The sequence below is a fragment of the Herbaspirillum sp. C7C2 genome (genome assembly GCF_022627865.1).
In the GTDB taxonomy this organism is placed as follows: domain Bacteria; phylum Pseudomonadota; class Gammaproteobacteria; order Burkholderiales; family Burkholderiaceae_D; genus Herbaspirillum; species Herbaspirillum frisingense.
Genome location: NZ_JABXGI010000010.1, coordinates 72,394 through 89,145, shown reverse-complemented (window position 1 = coordinate 89,145; position 16,752 = coordinate 72,394). Strand labels below are relative to the sequence as shown.

General features: G+C 64.6%; 19 protein-coding genes. 15 read left to right on the top strand and 4 right to left on the bottom strand.

Features of this window, described 5'->3' with window-relative positions; all coding sequences use genetic code 11:
• The first annotated feature begins 38 nt into the window (after positions 1–38).
• The 13 genes from HWE04_RS14845 (at position 39) to HWE04_RS14785 (ending at position 11,598) form a co-directional block, all read left to right on the top strand.
• Complete coding sequence (locus tag HWE04_RS14845; RefSeq protein WP_241812861.1) at positions 39–1,052, top strand: sulfate ABC transporter substrate-binding protein; 1,014 nt, start codon at positions 39–41, stop codon at positions 1,050–1,052.
• 73 nt (positions 1,053–1,125) lie between these two features.
• Entirely contained in the window at positions 1,126–1,722 is a 597-nt protein-coding gene (gene ssuE / locus HWE04_RS14840) for an NADPH-dependent FMN reductase (RefSeq protein WP_241812860.1), read from the top strand.
• Between the two features lie 143 nt (positions 1,723–1,865).
• A complete protein-coding gene (locus HWE04_RS14835) occupies positions 1,866–2,852 on the top strand; it encodes a sulfonate ABC transporter substrate-binding protein (RefSeq protein WP_241812859.1) in 987 nt (328 codons plus the stop codon).
• A gap of 34 nt (positions 2,853–2,886) precedes the next feature.
• Positions 2,887–4,053, top strand: a complete 1,167-nt coding sequence (gene ssuD, locus HWE04_RS14830; protein WP_241812858.1) for an FMNH2-dependent alkanesulfonate monooxygenase — start codon at positions 2,887–2,889, stop codon at positions 4,051–4,053.
• 7 nt (positions 4,054–4,060) lie between these two features.
• The gene (gene ssuC / locus HWE04_RS14825; protein ID WP_241812857.1) at positions 4,061–4,924 is read left to right on the top strand and encodes an aliphatic sulfonate ABC transporter permease SsuC; all 864 of its coding nucleotides are present in this window, start codon (positions 4,061–4,063) and stop codon (positions 4,922–4,924) included.
• 20 nt (positions 4,925–4,944) lie between these two features.
• The gene (locus HWE04_RS14820) at positions 4,945–5,796 is read left to right on the top strand and encodes an ATP-binding cassette domain-containing protein (RefSeq protein WP_241812856.1); all 852 of its coding nucleotides are present in this window, start codon (positions 4,945–4,947) and stop codon (positions 5,794–5,796) included.
• Positions 5,797–5,888: 92 nt separating this feature from the next.
• Positions 5,889–6,104, top strand: a complete 216-nt coding sequence (locus HWE04_RS14815; protein ID WP_006464491.1) for a TOBE domain-containing protein — start codon at positions 5,889–5,891, stop codon at positions 6,102–6,104.
• Positions 6,105–6,167: 63 nt separating this feature from the next.
• Positions 6,168–7,013 (top strand): EAL domain-containing protein, encoded by an 846-nt coding sequence (locus tag HWE04_RS14810; RefSeq protein ID WP_006464492.1) that lies wholly within the window; start codon positions 6,168–6,170, stop codon positions 7,011–7,013.
• A 40-nt stretch (positions 7,014–7,053) separates the two neighbouring features.
• Entirely contained in the window at positions 7,054–7,632 is a 579-nt protein-coding gene (locus tag HWE04_RS14805; protein WP_241812855.1) for an RBBP9/YdeN family alpha/beta hydrolase, read from the top strand.
• A 159-nt stretch (positions 7,633–7,791) separates the two neighbouring features.
• Positions 7,792–8,682: a sulfate ABC transporter permease subunit CysT gene (gene cysT / locus HWE04_RS14800; RefSeq protein ID WP_241812854.1), complete on the top strand. Its 891-nt coding sequence runs from the start codon at positions 7,792–7,794 to the stop codon at positions 8,680–8,682.
• A gap of 1 nt (position 8,683) precedes the next feature.
• Complete coding sequence (cysW, locus tag HWE04_RS14795; RefSeq protein WP_006464495.1) at positions 8,684–9,583, top strand: sulfate ABC transporter permease subunit CysW; 900 nt, start codon at positions 8,684–8,686, stop codon at positions 9,581–9,583.
• A gap of 9 nt (positions 9,584–9,592) precedes the next feature.
• The gene (locus HWE04_RS14790) at positions 9,593–10,672 is read left to right on the top strand and encodes a sulfate/molybdate ABC transporter ATP-binding protein (RefSeq protein WP_006464496.1); all 1,080 of its coding nucleotides are present in this window, start codon (positions 9,593–9,595) and stop codon (positions 10,670–10,672) included.
• The gene (locus HWE04_RS14785) at positions 10,669–11,598 is read left to right on the top strand and encodes a CysB family HTH-type transcriptional regulator (protein ID WP_077235104.1); all 930 of its coding nucleotides are present in this window, start codon (positions 10,669–10,671) and stop codon (positions 11,596–11,598) included. Before HWE04_RS14790 ends, HWE04_RS14785 begins: the two co-directional genes overlap by 4 nt.
• Positions 11,599–11,629: 31 nt before the next feature.
• Here HWE04_RS14785 and HWE04_RS14780 read toward each other — a convergent pair whose 3' ends face one another.
• From HWE04_RS14780 to HWE04_RS14770, 3 genes are all read right to left on the bottom strand, one after another.
• Complete coding sequence (locus HWE04_RS14780; RefSeq protein WP_241812853.1) at positions 11,630–12,106, bottom strand: GNAT family N-acetyltransferase; 477 nt, start codon at positions 12,104–12,106, stop codon at positions 11,630–11,632.
• 150 nt (positions 12,107–12,256) lie between these two features.
• A complete protein-coding gene (locus HWE04_RS14775; protein ID WP_241812852.1) occupies positions 12,257–12,451 on the bottom strand; it encodes a hypothetical protein in 195 nt (64 codons plus the stop codon).
• A gap of 148 nt (positions 12,452–12,599) precedes the next feature.
• The gene (locus HWE04_RS14770; RefSeq protein ID WP_241812851.1) at positions 12,600–13,487 is read right to left on the bottom strand and encodes a M15 family metallopeptidase; all 888 of its coding nucleotides are present in this window, start codon (positions 13,485–13,487) and stop codon (positions 12,600–12,602) included.
• A gap of 207 nt (positions 13,488–13,694) precedes the next feature.
• On the opposite strand from HWE04_RS14770, the gene HWE04_RS14765 reads away from it, so the two are divergent.
• Entirely contained in the window at positions 13,695–13,976 is a 282-nt protein-coding gene (locus HWE04_RS14765) for a hypothetical protein (RefSeq protein ID WP_039876100.1), read from the top strand.
• A 360-nt stretch (positions 13,977–14,336) separates the two neighbouring features.
• Here the strand turns inward: HWE04_RS14765 and HWE04_RS14760 are convergent, their stop codons facing one another.
• Positions 14,337–15,122, bottom strand: coding sequence for a phosphodiester glycosidase family protein (locus HWE04_RS14760; protein ID WP_241812850.1), 786 nt, complete (start codon positions 15,120–15,122; stop codon positions 14,337–14,339).
• 413 nt (positions 15,123–15,535) lie between these two features.
• On the opposite strand from HWE04_RS14760, the gene HWE04_RS14755 reads away from it, so the two are divergent.
• On the top strand, positions 15,536–16,657 hold the full coding sequence (locus tag HWE04_RS14755) for a branched-chain amino acid ABC transporter substrate-binding protein (RefSeq protein WP_077235111.1): 1,122 nt from the start codon (positions 15,536–15,538) through the stop codon (positions 16,655–16,657).
• The last annotated feature ends 95 nt before the right edge of the window (positions 16,658–16,752 follow it).

Genomic DNA, 16,752 nt, shown 5'->3' with positions numbered 1-16,752 from the left:
TGTGTGCTCCAAAACAACTAACACATTCGGGAACGGACATGCTGAAGAACATCATCAAATCGGTCGTCGCCACCCTGGTGCTGGCGCAAGCCGCCCACGTCGCGCAGGCGGCCGATCTCTCGCTGCTCAACGTCTCTTACGACCCGACGCGAGAACTCTACGCCGACTATAACAAGGCCTTTTCCAGGTACTGGAAGGAAAAGGCCGGTGACAACGTCACCATCAAGGCTTCCCACGGTGGTTCCGGCAAGCAGGGCCGTTCCGTCATCGACGGCATCGATGCCGACGTGGTGACCCTGGCCCTGGCCTACGACATCGACGAAATCTCGGAAAAGGCCAAGCTGCTGCCGGCCGACTGGCAAAAGCGCCTGCCGCACAACAGCTCGCCCTATACCTCCACCATCGTGTTCCTGGTGCGCAAGGGCAATCCCAAGGGCATCAAGGACTGGGGTGACCTGATCAAGCCGGGCGTGTCCGTCATCACTCCCAACCCCAAGACCTCGGGCGGTGCGCGCTGGAACTACCTGGCCGCCTGGGCCTATGCCAAGCAGAAGGGCGGTAGCGACGACGCTGCCCGCGACTACATCGCCAAGCTCTTCAAGAACGTGCCGGTGCTGGATTCCGGTGCCCGTGGCGCCACCATCACCTTCGTCGAACGCGGCATCGGCGATGTCCTGCTGGCCTGGGAAAACGAGGCCCTGATCTCCCTGAAGGAATGGGGCCCGGACAAGTTCGACATCGTCGCGCCGTCGATCTCCATCCTGACCGAACCGCCGGTGGCCGTGGTGGACAAGGTGGTGGACCGTCGCGGTACCCGCAAGGTGGCCGAAGAATACCTCAAGCACCTGTATTCGGAGGAAGGCCAGGAAATCATCGCCAAGAACTACTACCGTCCCATCGATCCCAAGATCGCCGCCAAGTACGCAGCGCAGTTCCCCAAGCTGAACCTGGTGACCATCGACAAGGACTTCGGCGGCTGGCAAAAGGCCCAGAAGACCCACTTCGCCGATGGCGGTACCTTCGACCAGCTCTACGCACCCAACAAGAAGTGATCTGAAACCTGGCAGGGCGCCGGCCGCGCCGGCTTCCTGCCGCTTCCTCCCGCTCAACGCTCAAGCATAAGACATGACCATCCTGCTCCTGGCCGGCAGCCCTTCGGCGCCTTCCCGCTCCACCCGTCTGCTGCACCACGTCGGCGACAAGCTGGCCCAGCTCGGCCACCGCCATGCCCGTCTGGAGGTGCGCGACCTGCCGGGCCAGGCCATCCTGCGCGCCGACTGGAACAATGCGGAAATCAAGGCTGCCCTGTCCACAGTGGAGGAAGCTTCGGCCGTGGTGGTCGCCACCCCGGTCTACAAGGCGGCCTACAGCGGCATCCTCAAGGCCTTCCTCGACCTGCTGCCGCAGTTCGGCCTGACCAACAAGCTGGTGCTGCCGCTGGCCACCGGTGGCAGTCAGTCGCACATGCTGGCGCTGGACTACGCCTTGCGACCGGTGCTGTCCTCGCTCAATCCCAAGCATGTCCTGCCCAGCATCTACGCCACCGAGGCCCAGGTGACCTGGAGCGAAGAGCAGGGTCTGGTGCTGGATACGCCCATTGCCACCCGCGTCGATGAAGGCGTGGCACAGTTGTCGGCCAGCCTGTTGGCCCTGCACAAGGCAGCGCCGGAAGAGTTCCGCGAAATACCGTTCTCGCAATTGCAGTACAGCGTCTCCTACTGATGCATGCCGACGCAAACTGACATCCCGTATTGAAACCGGCCGGAGTGATCCGGCCTGTCTTGAACGTCTGAACCTTGAACGTCTGAAAGATCATCGGCCGGTGCAGCCGAAGGCCCTCTGCACGCCCAAATCTGGAGAAAAACGTGTCCGCCAACAAGAAGATTGTCCATTCCTCCCGTCGTCGCACGCTGGTCGGCCTGTCGGCCCTGGCGCTGGCGCTGGCGACCGCAACCCTCGCCCTGGGCGCCGCCGCGGTGCAGGCCCAGGAAGCCAAGGTTCTGCGCATCGGCTACCAGAAGGCGGCCAATACCCTGGTCTTGCTCAAGGCCCACGGCACGCTGGAAAAGCGCCTGCAGCCGCTGGGCGTGGAAGTGAAATGGGCCGAGTTCGCGGCCGGTCCGCAATTGCTGGAAGCGCTCAATGTGGGCTCGGTCGATTTCGGCTACGTCGGTGAAGCCCCGCCGGTGTTTGCCCAGGCCGCCGGCGCCGACTTCGTCTATACCGCCTACGAAATCCCGACCCCGGATGCCGAAGGCCTGCTGGTGCAAAAGAATTCACCGATCAAGAGCGTGGCTGAACTGAAGGGTAAGAAGATCGCCTTCAACAAGGGGTCCGACGTGCACTGGCTGGTGGTGGCCCTGCTCAAGAAGGCCGGCCTGCAATACAGCGACATCCAGCCGGTCTACCTGGCGCCGGCCGATGCCCGCGCCGCCTTCGAACGCGGTGCCGTGGATGCCTGGGCGATCTGGGACCCGTTCCAGGCGGCCGCCGAAAAGCAGGTCGGTGCGCGGCGCCTGGCCAGCGGCGTGGGCGCGGTCAGCCATCACCAGTTCTTCCTGAGCGCGCGTCCTTTCGCGGCGAAGAACCCGCAGGTGCAGAAGGTCCTGCTGGAAGAGATCACCCGTGAAGGTGAATGGGTGCGTACCCATACCGCCGACGCTGCCGCCCAGCTGGCGCCCATCCAGGGCCTGGATGCCGACATCATCGAAACCGGCTTGAAGCGCTACGCCCACGTCTACAAGCCGGTCGATGCCCAGGTGCTGGCCGAGCAGCAGAAGATCGCCGATGCCTTCTATGAATTGAAGCTGATCCCCAAACAACTCAAGGTCAGCGATGCCGTCCTCAAATGATGTCCACCCGGTTGCCGCAGCACAGGAGTCAAACATGAACGTTTTCTGGTTTATCCCCACCCATGGCGACAGCCGCTACCTCGGTACCACCGAAGGCGCGCGCCCGGTCAGTCATGACTACATGAAGCAGGTCGCCGTGGCCGCCGACACGCTGGGCTACGACGGCGTGCTGCTGCCCACCGGCCGTTCCTGCGAAGACGCCTGGGTGGCCGCCGCCAGCCTGATCGATGCCACCCGCCGCCTGAAATTCCTGGTGGCGGTGCGCCCCGGCCTGACCGCGCCGACGTTGTCGGTACGCATGGCCGCCACCTTCGACCGTCTCTCCAATGGCCGCCTGCTGATCAACGTGGTCACTGGCGGCGACCCGGTAGAGCAGGAGAGCGATGGCATCTTCGGCAGCCATGCCGAGCGTTACGAGATTTCCGACGAGTTCCTCAAGATCTGGCGCGACGTGCTGGCCAAGACCCATACCGGCGAAGAGACCCATTTCGAGGGCAAGCACCTGCGCGTCAAGGGCGCCAAGGCGCTCTATCCGCCCCTGCAGAAACCCTATCCGCCGCTGTACTTCGGCGGTTCCTCGGACGAGGCCATCGACCTGGCCGCCGAGCAGGTGGACGTCTACCTGACCTGGGGCGAACCACCGGCTGCGGTGGCCGAGAAGATCGCCCGCGTGCGCGAACGCGCCGCCCGCGCCGGTCGCACCCTGCGTTTCGGCATCCGCCTGCACGTGATCGTGCGCGAGACCAATGAAGCCGCCTGGCGCGCCGCCGATGAACTGATCAGCCGCCTGGACGACGAGACCATCGCCAAGGCCCAGGCCAATTTCGCCCGCATGGATTCGGAAGGGCAGCGTCGCATGGCGGCCCTGCACGGCGGTCGACGCGACAAGCTGGAAGTGAGCCCCAACCTGTGGGCTGGGGTCGGCCTGGTGCGCGGCGGTGCCGGTACCGCGCTGGTGGGCGATGGCCCCACGGTTGCCGAACGGCTCAAGGAATATGCAGCGCTGGGCATCGATACCTTCATCCTCTCGGGCTACCCGCACCTGGAAGAATCGTATCGCTTCGCCGAGCTGGTCTTCCCGCTGTTGCCACGTCCGCAGCGCGAGACCCTGCCGGGATTCAACCTGACCGGCCCCTTCGGCGAGATCGTCGGCAACACCGAGCTTCCCAAGGCCGCGCCGGTGCGCGTGTCGGCCAGCTGAGGCAGGCATGACGAGCACATCCAATCCGCTGAACAGCGCTACCACCGGCGCCGCCCGCACCAGCACCAGCGCACCCGCCGGCAAGGCCGCCCGTGCGGCTGGCCGCTCGCCGCGCAAGGCGCGTGGCGCCTGGGTGGGCTGGCTGTTGCCGGTGCTGCTGCTGGCGTGGTGGCAACTGGCCTCGCAGGCCGGCTGGCTGTCCAGCCGCATCCTGCCGGAACCGTTTGCGGTCCTGACGGCGGCCTGGAAACTGTCGGCCTCCGGTGAGCTGTGGCGCCACCTGGCCGTCTCCAGTGGTCGCGCGGCCTCGGGCTTTGCGGTCGGTGCCGGGCTGGGCCTGGTGCTGGGCCTGCTTTCCGGCAGCCTGCGCTCGGCCGAACTGCTGCTCGATACCACCCTGCAGATGGTGCGCAATATTCCGGCTCTGGCCTTGATCCCGCTGGTCATCCTGTGGTTCGGCATCGACGAGACGGCCAAGCTGTTCCTGGTCTCGGTGGGCGTGTTCTTCCCGGTCTATCTCAATACCTTCCACGGCATCCGCTCGGTGGACCAGGGCCTGATCGAGATGGCCAGGAGCTATGGCCTGTCGGGCTGGCCGCTGTATCGCGACGTGATCCTGCCGGGCGCCTTGCCATCCATCCTGGTCGGGCTGCGCTTCGCGCTGGGCCTGGTGTGGGTGCTGCTGATCGTGGCCGAGACCATCTCCGCCCAGGCCGGCATCGGCTACATGACCATGAATGCCCGCGAATTCCTGCAGACCGATGTGGTGCTGGTCGGCATCCTGCTCTATGCCTTGCTGGGCAAGCTGGCCGATACCGCTGCCCGTGCGCTGGAGCGCTTCTGGCTGCGCTGGCATCCGGGTTACCAATGAATTCGCATCAGGAGAACCGTATGCGTCACGACCAACAGGAAAACCAGGCACTGGGTCGCGCTGCCGGTCGCGGCGTGGGCTTGAAGCTGCGCGCCGTGTCCAAGGCCTTCAGCGGTCGCACCGTGTTGCACGACATCGATCTGGACATCGCCCCCGGAGAATTCGTCGCCATCGTCGGTCGCAGTGGTTGCGGCAAGAGCACGCTGCTGCGCCTGGTGGCGCAACTGGATGCAGCCAGCGGCGGTGAGGTGGTCTATGAACACGATGCCGGCGGCGAACCCGAAGTGCGCATCATGTTCCAGGATGCGCGCCTGCTGCCCTGGAAGCGGGTGCAGGCCAATGTGGCGCTGGGGCTGCCCAAGCAGCACGCGCCGCTTGCCCTGCACGCCCTGCAGCAGGTCGGCCTGGATCAGCGCGCCGGTGAATGGCCGGCGGTGCTCTCGGGTGGCCAGCGGCAACGCGTGGCCCTGGCCCGGGCGCTGGTGCACGACCCGCAATTGCTGTTGCTGGACGAGCCGTTGGGTGCGCTGGACGCCCTGACCCGCATCGAGATGCAGGCCCTGATCGAATCGCTATGGCGCGAGCGCGGCTTCACCGCCTTGCTGGTGACCCACGACGTACAGGAAGCGGTCGCCCTGGCCGACCGCGTGCTGCTCATCGAAGACGGCCGGGTGACGCTGGATCAGCGCATCACGCTGGCCCGCCCGCGCTCACGCGGACAGGCGCAGTTTGCCGCGCTGGAAGAAGCCATCCTGGCGCGCGTTCTGCGTCATCCTGGCAGCGACGCCAATGCCATCGACGATGGTGCCACCGCAGAACTGGAGCCTGCTTTTGTCCCACGCGGCGTGCAGCAGGTGCAGTGGGCGGTCTGAGGCCGCACATGATTTGACCGTTTCAGAGAGTCCTACCATTTCAACCCATGCGGCGCGGCAGGTGCCGACGCCGTTTCATCAAGGAGCAGAGCATGACCATTCAAGCGATCAACGTACGTAACCAGTTCAAGGGCAAGGTCAAGGCCATCATCGAAGGTTCGGTGGTGTCCGAGGTGGATGTCGAGACCCCGGCCGGTATCGTCACTTCCGTCATCACCACCCGTTCGGTCAAGGACCTGGGCCTGACCATCGGCAGCGAAGTCGTGGCGCTGGTCAAGGCCACCGAAGTGTCGATCGCCAAGCTGTGATCTTTTCCGGCCGCCCATCGGTCAGTCTCGCCCGGGCGGCATATTTTTCCAGGAGCAGGCCCGATGGCATATCAGGCTTTGGATGCTTACCTGGCGCGTCTGCAAGCCACCCAGTCGACCTCGTCCAAGGTCTGGCTGGATGAGCAGGGACGTGCCGCAGGGCGTTTCTTCAATACATCGCTGACCTCGGCCTTCCAGCCGGTGCGCAGCTTCGAACAGGGCAGCATCGTCGCATGTGAAGCCTTTGCCCGCAGTCATTCGGCGGTCGATGACGGACTCCATCTCTGGAAGCTGCTCGACCAGGCCGCCAGCGACGACGAATCGGTCGAGCTGGACCGCCTGTGCCGCATGCTGCACGCCATCAACTATTACCGTCAGGTCGGGCAGGGCGGTCTGGGCGATACCGACGCCCCCGAGCTGCATCTGTCGGTGCATGCGCGCCTGCTGGCCGCCGTCAACAACAATCATGGCGTGGCCTACCGCCGCATCCTGGCGGCGCTGGAGTTGCCGCACGAGCGCATCGTGCTGCAACTGCCGGTGGTCACGCCCAACCAGCGCTGGCTGCTCAACTATGTGCTGGACAATTACCGCCGCAATGGCTTCCGCCTCGGGGTCTCGGCCAATAGCCCGCTGGAGGCGCTGGGCCTGCTGGACAAGATCAAGCCGGACCTGATCAAGGTCGATGCCCGCGAACTGCCCGATCCCGACAGCGTGGCCTTGCTCTTGCTGCGGGCGGCGGAGCAGGGCGTACGCATCTTCTTCAAGCGCGTCGAGAACCGCGAGGTCTTCGACAAGCTGAGCCAGTTCGGCCAGGCTCTGGCCCAGCCCATCCACGCCCAGGGTTATCTGTGGGACACCCCCGGTGCGAGACTGCCGGACCAGATATCGGGCATCCGGGATGCGGCTTGAGGCATACTCGGTCTTCCCTATCCTCAACAGCGAGGCCTGCATGAGTCTGTCGTCCCACGTTTCCCCGGCCCCGGCGCGGATGTCCGATTTCCGCGTACTGGTGGCGCCGGGTTTGTCCGATAGCGGCCCCGAGCACTGGCAATCGCGCTGGCAACGCCTCTATCCGGCCTTCGAACGGGTGCAGCAAGACGACTGGGAAACCCCCGACCTGCCGGCCTGGTCGCAGCGCCTGGGCGAAGTGCTGGCGCGCGATGGTCGGCCCACGGTGATCGTGGCGCACAGCTTCGGTTGCCTGACCACCGTGCAGCGCACCGCGGCCCTGCTGGCCGAAGGGGGCTCGGCCCATCCCATCGTGGCAGCCCTGCTGGTGGCACCGGCCGATCCGGCCAAATTCAGCGTGAGCTCGGCGGTACGCCACCGGCTGCCGTATCCGGCCCTGGTGGTCGGCAGCGACAACGACCCCTGGATGAGCGCCGACCGCGCCCGCCACTGGGCCGAGGCCTGGGGCGCACAGTTCCGCTCCATCGGCCCCCGCGGGCATATCAATTCCGAGTCCGGCCTGGGCGACTGGACACAGGGCCAGCAATGGTTGCTGGAGTTGCTGGAGCAGATTCCGTGAGGCGTATTCGGTCTGCAGGGCCGCGCACATAAAGACGGTTTTCGGTGGCTTCTTATGCGCTTTTCTTCTAAAGGCATGCAAAAAACTTCGTTCTCTTTATAACCTGCGAATGCGATTATCGGTCACCTATAGTCGCATTTGTAATAAAAAGAGAACGACATGTCCGCAACCCCTGTTTCCCTGGCCACCCCCCGGGCCGCGCCAGTGGCCGCTTCCGGCGGGACCGGCCGGCGCGTATTGCCCGGTTTCCGATTGTCGCTGGGCTTCACCATCTTCTATCTGGCGCTGATCGTCCTGATCCCGCTGTCGGCCTTGTTCCTGAAGACCTTCACGCTGACCTGGGGCGGTTTCATCGATGCCGTGACCTCGCCACGGGTGATGGCGTCCTATCGCCTCAGCTTCGGGGCCTCCCTGATCGGTGCTTTCCTGAACGTGATCTTCGGCGGCATCGTCGCCTGGGTGCTGGTGCGCTACCGCTTCCCGGGCAAGCGCATCATCGATGCCCTGGTCGACCTGCCATTTGCCCTGCCCACGGCCGTGGCCGGCATCGCCCTGACCACCCTGTATTCGCAGAACGGCTGGCTGGGCAAGCTGCTCGCCCCGCTGGGCATCAAGGTCGCCTTCACGCCGCTGGGTGTGCTGGTGGCGTTGACCTTCATCGGCCTGCCGTTCGTGGTGCGCACCGTGCAACCGGTGCTGGAAGAGGCCGAGCGCGAGCTCGAAGAGGCCGCCGCCAGCCTGGGTGCCAACCGCTGGCAGACCTTCACCCGTGTGGTCTTTCCGACCATCCTGCCGGCGCTGCTGACCGGGTTTGCGCTGGCCTTCGCGCGCGCCTCCGGCGAATACGGCTCGGTGGTCTTCATCGCCGGCAACATGCCGATGGTCTCCGAGATCACCCCATTGTTCATCGTCACCAAGCTGGAGCAGTACGACTATGCCGGCGCCACCGCCATCGCCATGGTGATGCTGCTGGTGTCCTTCGTCTTGCTGTTGACCATCAACCTGTTGCAAGCCTGGACCCGCAAGCGCGGCCAGGCGGAGAGGACCTGAGATGAGTGGCGCGCCTGTTTCCCTCGCCTCCCAGAACATCGCCCGCGGCGAGCCGCCGATCACCCCCGGAGCCACCCTGGAACCGTTCTGGGTGCGAGCCCTGTTGATCGGCATCGCCCTGGTGTTCCTGACGCTGTTCCTGTTCGTGCCGCTGGTGGCGGTGTTCTATGAAGCCTTGCGCAAGGGCTGGGATGTCTATGTGGCCTCCATCACCGAGGCCGACGCCTGGTCGGCCATCAAGCTGACCGTGATCACGGCGGCCATCGCCGTGCCGCTGAACCTGGTGTTCGGCGTGGCGGCGGCGTGGGCCATCGCCAAGTTCGAGTTCCGTGGCAAGAACGTGCTGCTGACCCTGATCGACCTGCCGTTCTCGGTCTCGCCCGTGATCTCCGGCCTGATCTACGTGCTGCTGTTCGGCCTGCAAGGCTACCTCGGCCCCTGGCTGCGTGAACATGACATCAAGATCCTCTTCGCCGTGCCGGGCATCGTGCTGGCCACCATCTTCGTGACCTTCCCGTTCGTGGCGCGCGAGCTGATCCCGCTGATGCAGTCGCAGGGTAGCGAGGAAGAGGAGGCCGCGCTGGTGCTGGGCGCCTCCGGCTGGCGCACCTTCTGGCACGTGACCCTGCCCAATATCAAGTGGGGCCTGCTGTATGGCGTGATCCTCTGCAACGCCCGTGCCATGGGCGAGTTCGGCGCGGTATCGGTGGTTTCCGGCCACATCCGGGGCGAGACCAACACCATCCCGCTGCAGGTCGAAATCCTCTACAACGAATTCAACATCACCGGCGCCTTCGCCGTGGCCTCGCTGCTGGCTTTCCTGGCCCTGGTCACACTGGCCATCAAGAGTGTCATCGAGTGGCGGCTGCACCAGCAGCACAGCGCCAGCGAGCAAGTCTAAGGAGTTCTCATGAGCATCGAAGTCCATCACATCCAAAAGCGTTTCGGCAGCTTCACCGCACTCAACGACGTCTCGCTCAACTTCCCGGCCGGCGAACTGACCGCGCTGCTGGGGCCCTCGGGCTGCGGCAAGACCACGCTGTTGCGCATCATCGCCGGTCTGGAATCGCCTGACTCCGGCCAGGTGCTGCTGGATGGCGAAGACGCCTCGGCACGCCATGTGCGCGAGCGCCAGGTCGGGTTCGTGTTCCAGCACTACGCCCTGTTCAAGCACATGACCGTGTTCGAGAACATCGCCTTCGGCCTGCGCGTGAAACCGCGCGCCCAGCGCCCCTCGGAAGCGGCCATCCGCGAGAAGGTCAAGAGCCTGCTGGAACTGGTGCAACTGGACTGGCTGGCCGACCGCTATCCACCGCAACTCTCGGGCGGGCAGCGCCAGCGCATCGCTCTGGCGCGTGCACTGGCCGTGGAGCCGCGCGTGCTGTTGCTGGACGAACCCTTCGGCGCACTCGATGCCAAGGTGCGCAAGGAACTGCGCCGCTGGCTGCGACGCCTGCATGATGAATTGCACGTCACCAGCATCTTCGTCACCCACGACCAGGAAGAAGCGCTCGAAGTGGCCGACCAGGTGGTGCTGATGAACAAGGGACAGGTGGAACAGATCGGCACGCCCGAAGCGGTCTACAACCATCCGGCCTCGCCCTTCGTCTACGGCTTCCTGGGCAATGTGAACCTGTTCCATGGCCGCCTGCACGAGGGCGTGCTGGATGCTGCTGGCGCCCGTTTCGAGGCGCCCGGCCATGACGATACCCGCGATGCTTCCGGCGTCGGTTACGTGCGGCCGCACGATCTGGATGTGGAACGCTACGCGCCCGGTGCCCAGGGCATCGTGGTGCAACTGCGCCGCGCCCATGCCATAGGCCCGCTGGCCCAGCTGGAACTGGAACGCGACGACAACGCCGAGCTCATCGAAGCCGTCATCCCCAACGAACGCTTTGCGCAGCTGGGACTGAAGAATGGCGACACCCTGGTGGTGCGCCCGCGCCGCCTGCAGGTGTTTGCCCAGCAGGAGGGAGGGACGGCACGATGAACTTCCAGCAACTGCGCTCCATCCGCGAAGCCGCCCGTTGCGGCTTCAACCTGACCGAAGTGGCCAATGTGCTGTTCACCTCGCAACCTGGCGTGAGTCGCCAGATTCGCGAGCTGGAAGAAGAACTGGGCGTGGAAATCTTCGAACGCAACGGCAAGCGCCTGACCGGCCTGACCGAGCCCGGCAAGGGCATCCTGGGCATCGTCGAACGGCTGCTGCTGGAAGCCGAGAACCTGCGCCGCGCCAGCAAGGAATACGCCGGCGAGCAGAGCGGCACGCTCTCCATCGCCACCACCCACACCCAGGCCCGCTACGTGCTGCCGCGCATCGTGCAGGCCTTCCGCGACGCCTTTCCACAGGTGCGCATCGCGCTCCAGCAGAGCGCGCCGGAACACATCGCCGAATGGGTCATCTCCGGCAAGGCCGACATCGGCATCGCCACCGAAGGCCTGTCGCAGTTCAAGGAACTGGTGTCCTTCCCCTGTTATACCTGGAGCCACGTGATCGTGGTGCCGAAGGGCCACCCGCTGCTGGGTCTGGAACAGGTGACCCTGGAAGACCTGGGGACCTGGCCGCTGATCACCTATGACGTCGGCTTTACCGGCCGTGGCCATATCGACGAAGCCTTCCGCCAGGCCGGCATCGAGCCCGACATCGTGCTCACCGCCATGGATTCGGACGTGATCCAGCAATACGTGTCGCTGGGCATGGGCGTGGGCCTGGTGGCCTCGATGGCGGTCGACCAGGGCAAGCACCAGGACATGGTCGCCATCAATGCGGCGCACCTGTTCAAGGCCAACATCGCCCGACTGGCGGTGCGCCGAGGCGCCTACCTGCGCGGTTATGCGCTGGACTTCATCCAGCAGTTCGCCCCCGAGCTCAAGCGCGCCGACATCGTCGCGGCGCTCAATGAGGCCAGTATCTGAGGTCAATACCCAGGGTTGAACGCAGACGCGCCTACAGGTTCTTGCGATAGACGATGAAGCCGGAGTCGATGGCCAGCGTGTCATAGAGCCGGCGCGCCGCCGCATTGCCGTGGTGGGTATGCCAGTAGACGCGTTCGGCGCCATCGGCAGCCGCACGGCGGTAGAGCTCTTCGATCAGTGCGCGCCCCACGCCGCGCCCGCGGGCGGCTTCGGTGGTGAACAGATCCTGCAGATAGCAGGTCGGACCGATCAGGATGGTATTGCGGTGGTACAGGTAGTGCGCCAGGCCCAGCAGCCGGCCGTCGGCTTCGGCCACCAGCGCATGGACCGGCTCGCCAGCATCGTGGATGCGCGCCCAGGTGGCCTGGGTGATCGTCAGGGGCAGGGCAGTAGCGCCGCTGCGACCGTAGAAGGCATTGTAGTCATCCCACAGGATCTTCCATTGCGGGTAGTCGTCATGGCGTGCGCCGCGAATCTGCAGCGCGCTCTCAGGGGCTTGCTCGGGCATCGGGTCTCCAGGGCGCCGGTCGGGCGCGTGAAGCCGCAGTATAGCCTTGCGCGGACAAATCAAAAGGCCGGAGGACGTAGCTACAGCCCTACGTCCTCCGGCCTTTTTCATGGGCGGTTCGCCCGGGGTGATGCGTGAATCTCGATCGTGTCAGACCGTGCGGGTCGGCGTCGTGGTGAAGGTGTCGGTGCTGCCGGGCTGGGTGCTGGCAGCCTGCGCCACCTGGGCGGACTGACCGGCCGCATTGAGGATGTCGTTGAAATTGACGGCCGGCTTCTTCGGCGTTTGCTGCGTGTTGGCTGGCGTATTGCTGTGGTAGATGGAAGAAATGGAATTGATCGACATGCGTGCACTCCTGATTAAGGCTGTCCCCCCGGGCGAGCGCCCAGACCGATGTTGCCGGGGCAGTATAGGTGCGTGATGGCGTGCTGCTACGCCGGTTTACCCAAACTTGCGCATCTTTACCTGTACCGGCTGGCGGCGTCGGATCGCGTCATTTGCGCAGGCGTGCCGCGCACTGGTCGCGCAGGGTGGTGTCTTCCGCCGTGTCGTCGTCGCCATCGCTGGTGGCGGCGGCCTGTGCACCCGGTGCGCCCGGTGCGCCCGGTACGCCCGGATGCGCGCACCGGCGGTAGGCCGCCACATAACGCTCGAACTCGGCCCGCGCCTGCGCCCTGGGCAGGCTGGCCAGGCGGACGATGAAGCCACGGCTGCCGATCTCGAAGTGCTGGTAGTCGATGGGTTGCTTCCACTGGCCACCCCAGACCAGGAAGCCGTGATCGTAGAACACGCTCACCACCTCCTCGGCCATGCCGGCTTGCGCGGGCGTGCGCTGCAGGTAGCTGCTGCCCTTGGGCGGGAGCACTTCCTGCGCGCTGCTGCCCGCTTGGCTGACATAGGGGTTCTGCAGGGGATTGATATCGATGGCGGCGCCGTAGGCATGCTTGGACCAGCCACCGCCGCCGGTCATGGGCCGACCGTTGAAGGCGGAACTGTTATTGGCGGCCATGGAGCGCTGGTCATCGCCATCGAATTCTTCCAGTGCGCGCGCACCGGCCAGCGGGAAGGAGCGCAACAGCAGTTCGCCGAACAGCGACTCCACCTGCGGCGCCACCGCATCCAGCACCACCACCGCGCCCTGGCGGGTGGCACCGTCGAAATCGGTGTAGTCGAAGCTGACCCGGGACAGGCGCGCACAGGGAACCGGATTGGCCGCCGTGATGACCTTGCGCGCTTTCATGTCGGCACACTGCGCCGGCGAGACAGGTGCGATGTCGGCATGGGCCGCAGACATCATGGACAAGCCGGCGAGCAGGGCGGCGATCAGGGAAGCCCCGCGGCCAGGGGAGGGCGGCAGGAGGAGGGCGGGCAAGGTCGTCATAGGCGGCGATGATACGGGTTTTCAGGCAAAAAAGTGTTGCCTTTTGATTCACATTGCCTGCGATGACTGACATCAAGATGCGCCATTTTCTGACAGCCTGCGGCAGCCGGAGCGGGAATAATCCATATCCAGACACAGTCGAACTTCGGCAAAGAAGCATCTGGCCGAATGTCGGCACAACCCATCAACAACCTTTGGAGGCAAAACATGCAGATTCGCCACACCCTCTTGGCTGCCGCCGTCTTTACTGCCGTGCTCGCCGGCTGCAACAAGCGCGACGAAGCGCCCGCCACGCCGGCCGCTACCCCGCCGGCCGCATCGGAACCGGCTCCGGCCACCACCACCCCGACCACTCCGGCACCGGCTGACTCCGGCTCGACCGCCACTCCGGCGACCCCGACTCCGACCACGCCGTCGGATTCCTCGGCCACCAGCCCGAGCACGCCGCCCGCGACCACGGGCGACACCGCCGGTGGCGAGAAGAAGTAAGCACAGCATTCAAGCGCCAGCCTTCGCATAACAAGAGCCAGACAAGAACGGCAACAGCCGCACCATCATCCCGCAGTGGGAACAGCACTGCATGCGCCGCGTCAGGCAACTGACGCGGCGCTTTCTTTTGAGGTACGGCAGTGAGAGGCTAGTGAAAGGGGCGCGAGGGGCAGGACCGGACGGGCAGGGCGAGGTGGACCCATGGGGCAGGCCGTTCTGCCTCCTGGGGAAGGAGGCAAAATCTTTCCGAACTTTTTTTTGCGGCCCGCAGTCGTACAGGTGGTTGAACTGTTCCTTCAACCTCCCTCTTGATAGGGAACTTGCCCGCAGTTTATTGGCTGCGGGCTTTTTTTTCGCCGCTCACTTTGGGCTGTGCGGCTTCACCACCGCGATCATGGCGCCGAAAGCCGGTCCCATATTGGCTTCCAGCGTGGGATACATGCGCGAGATGCTGCCGTCCAGATAAAGGGCGTCGCTACACTTCAGTTCGTCGCGCAAAAAACTGGCGAAGTCATGGAAGCTGATCGGATTGCGCGCAATGGCCAGCGTGACCACCCCGGCTGCGTCCAGGCAGGCGGCATTGCGCACCACCGTATTGGCCGAATCGGGATCGAAGCGCGGGTTGATCTTGCCATCCACGATCAGCAGCGGCCCCGACTGCGTGGCATAGCGTGCCACCGAATTCCACAGCCCCAGCTCGGCCTCGTAGTCCGAGGTCTCCACGATATAGGCCTGGTGCTCGCTGAGGACAAACACCCCATTGGGCTGCAGGTAGAAGTTGCCATAGGCGTTCTTGCGCGTATTGAGGCGGCGCAGCTGCGTGCCGGCCTCGACGTACAGACCCAGCGGCTGCAGCTGCTTGTCGTAGATGCCGGCATTGGTGGCGCACACCATGTCCAGCCCCTGGCTGCGCAGATGGGCGTCCAGCCGCAGGAAATTGCCCAGCGGTGCGCCATTGGCATCCTTCCAGTACATGCGGATGGTGTCGCTGCGCGGATCGGCGCGACAGGTGCTGATGAAGACCTGGTGATACTGGTACTGCCTGATCTCGGCAGCGCCGGCCAGCGCCGGACAAAGCAGGGGAGCCGCCAGGATGACCAGCGCCAGGCGGCGCAACAGGGGGGAGCGGAGGAGGAAATGAAGCATCGAAACCGGGTCTTGTTCTGCGGGAATACGCGGGGCGAGGCCGTATTGTAATTGTGGGCAGCCCGGCCTGCCACCGGTTTCCCGGAATCGGCTGCAAATCGGCCACCAGCATGGCTTTGCGTGCATCGCACCGAAATGGATCATGCTGCAGTGCGAGCCTGCACCAAATTTAGGAAAATGAAGAAAAGCAGCATGAAATGTGCGAGAAATCGAATTTAGCAGGGTAAAAATGACGGACTATGGCCAATTCTCAAAAAAAAGTTGCCCTTCATGACGAGGGTGTTACACTCTGCCCCCATGCTTCGGCCGGCCCCCGGAATTATCAGGGCCAGAGAACCGGAGCCCTACGCGCGCCGGCCTGCTGGCCAGGTAACGGCGCCTCTTGAATCCGTTCCATCCTGGAGGAAACGTCAATGAAATCTGCAAGCCGTCTGACCAAGATCGCCCTGGCCGCCGCCACCTTTGCCGCCTTTGCCGGCGTGGCGCATGCCGAGACCGTCAAGATCGCCATCGCCGGTCCCCTGACCGGTGCCGTGGCCCAGTACGGCGACATGGTCAAGGCCGGTGCCCTGACCGCGATCGAACAGATCAACGCCGCCGGTGGCGCCAATGGCAACAAGTTCGAAGCCGTGATGATGGACGACGCCTGCGAACCCAAGCAAGCCGTGGCCGTGGCCAACAAGATCGTCAGCCAGGGCATCAAGTACGTGATCGGTCACGTCTGCTCCGGCTCCACCATCCCGGCTTCCGACATCTATGAAAACGAAGGCGTGGTGATGATCACCCCCTCGGCCACTGCTCCCCAGCTGACCGAAGCCAAGCCGCACAAGTTCATCTTCCGCACCATCGGTCGCGATGACCAGCAGGGTCCGGCTGCCGCCCGCTACGTGATCGAAAAGCTCAAGCCCAAGAAGGTCGCCGTGCTGCACGACAAGCAGTCCTACGGCCAGGGTGTGGCTTCCTCGGTCAAGGGCGCACTGGACGCCGCCAAGGTGCCGGTGGTGCTGTTCGAAGGCATCAATGCCGGTGACAGCGACTACTCCGCCATCGTCACCAAGCTCAAGTCGCAGGGCGTGGACTTCGTCTACTTCGGCGGCTACCACCCGGAAATGGGCCTGATCATGCGCCAGGCGCGTGAGCAGGGCGTCAAGGCCGTGTTCATGGGCCCCGAAGGCGTGGGCAACAAGGACATCACCGCGATTGCCGGCCCGGCTTCCGAAGGCATGCTGGTGACCCTGCCGGCCGACTTCGCCGCCGACCCGGCCAATGCCGCCCTGGTCAAGGCCTTTGCCGCCGCCAAGCGCGACGCCAACGGTCCGTTCCAGATGCCGGCCTATTCCGGCGTGAAGATCATTGCCGACGCCATCACCGGCGCCAAGTCCACCGATCCGGAAAAGGTCGCGGCCTACATCCACGCCAACAGCTTCAAGACCCCCATCGGCAACGTCGAATACGACAAGAAGGGCGACTTGAAGTCCTTCAAGTTCGTGGTCTTCACCTGGCACAAGGACGCCACCAAGACCGAAGCCAAGTGATTCCCCGCGAATCGTTGGCATGACCGTCTGACCTGACGTCAAACAGCGAAATGCCCCACCGCGAAATTCTCGGATGGGGCATTTCCACTTCTGGA

Bases quoted from the DNA above. Each gene is read 5' to 3' on its own strand.
- cysT (WP_241812854.1), top strand. From the start codon at position 7,792: ATGTCCGCAACCCCTGTTTCCCTGGCCACCCCCCGGGCCGCGCCAGTG.
- ssuD (WP_241812858.1), top strand. From the start codon at position 2,887: ATGAACGTTTTCTGGTTTATCCCCACCCATGGCGACAGCCGCTACCTC.
- ssuE (WP_241812860.1), top strand. From the start codon at position 1,126: ATGACCATCCTGCTCCTGGCCGGCAGCCCTTCGGCGCCTTCCCGCTCC.
- HWE04_RS14765 (WP_039876100.1), top strand. From the start codon at position 13,695: ATGCAGATTCGCCACACCCTCTTGGCTGCCGCCGTCTTTACTGCCGTG.
- cysW (WP_006464495.1), top strand. From the start codon at position 8,684: ATGAGTGGCGCGCCTGTTTCCCTCGCCTCCCAGAACATCGCCCGCGGC.
- HWE04_RS14785 (WP_077235104.1), top strand. From the start codon at position 10,669: ATGAACTTCCAGCAACTGCGCTCCATCCGCGAAGCCGCCCGTTGCGGC.
- HWE04_RS14805 (WP_241812855.1), top strand. From the start codon at position 7,054: ATGAGTCTGTCGTCCCACGTTTCCCCGGCCCCGGCGCGGATGTCCGAT.
- HWE04_RS14845 (WP_241812861.1), top strand. From the start codon at position 39: ATGCTGAAGAACATCATCAAATCGGTCGTCGCCACCCTGGTGCTGGCG.
- HWE04_RS14820 (WP_241812856.1), top strand. From the start codon at position 4,945: ATGCGTCACGACCAACAGGAAAACCAGGCACTGGGTCGCGCTGCCGGT.
- HWE04_RS14810 (WP_006464492.1), top strand. From the start codon at position 6,168: ATGGCATATCAGGCTTTGGATGCTTACCTGGCGCGTCTGCAAGCCACC.
- HWE04_RS14755 (WP_077235111.1), top strand. From the start codon at position 15,536: ATGAAATCTGCAAGCCGTCTGACCAAGATCGCCCTGGCCGCCGCCACC.
- HWE04_RS14790 (WP_006464496.1), top strand. From the start codon at position 9,593: ATGAGCATCGAAGTCCATCACATCCAAAAGCGTTTCGGCAGCTTCACC.
- HWE04_RS14815 (WP_006464491.1), top strand. From the start codon at position 5,889: ATGACCATTCAAGCGATCAACGTACGTAACCAGTTCAAGGGCAAGGTC.
- HWE04_RS14775 (WP_241812852.1), bottom strand. From the start codon at position 12,451: ATGTCGATCAATTCCATTTCTTCCATCTACCACAGCAATACGCCAGCC.
- HWE04_RS14760 (WP_241812850.1), bottom strand. From the start codon at position 15,122: ATGCTTCATTTCCTCCTCCGCTCCCCCCTGTTGCGCCGCCTGGCGCTG.
- HWE04_RS14780 (WP_241812853.1), bottom strand. From the start codon at position 12,106: ATGCCCGAGCAAGCCCCTGAGAGCGCGCTGCAGATTCGCGGCGCACGC.
- ssuC (WP_241812857.1), top strand. From the start codon at position 4,061: ATGACGAGCACATCCAATCCGCTGAACAGCGCTACCACCGGCGCCGCC.
- HWE04_RS14770 (WP_241812851.1), bottom strand. From the start codon at position 13,487: ATGACGACCTTGCCCGCCCTCCTCCTGCCGCCCTCCCCTGGCCGCGGG.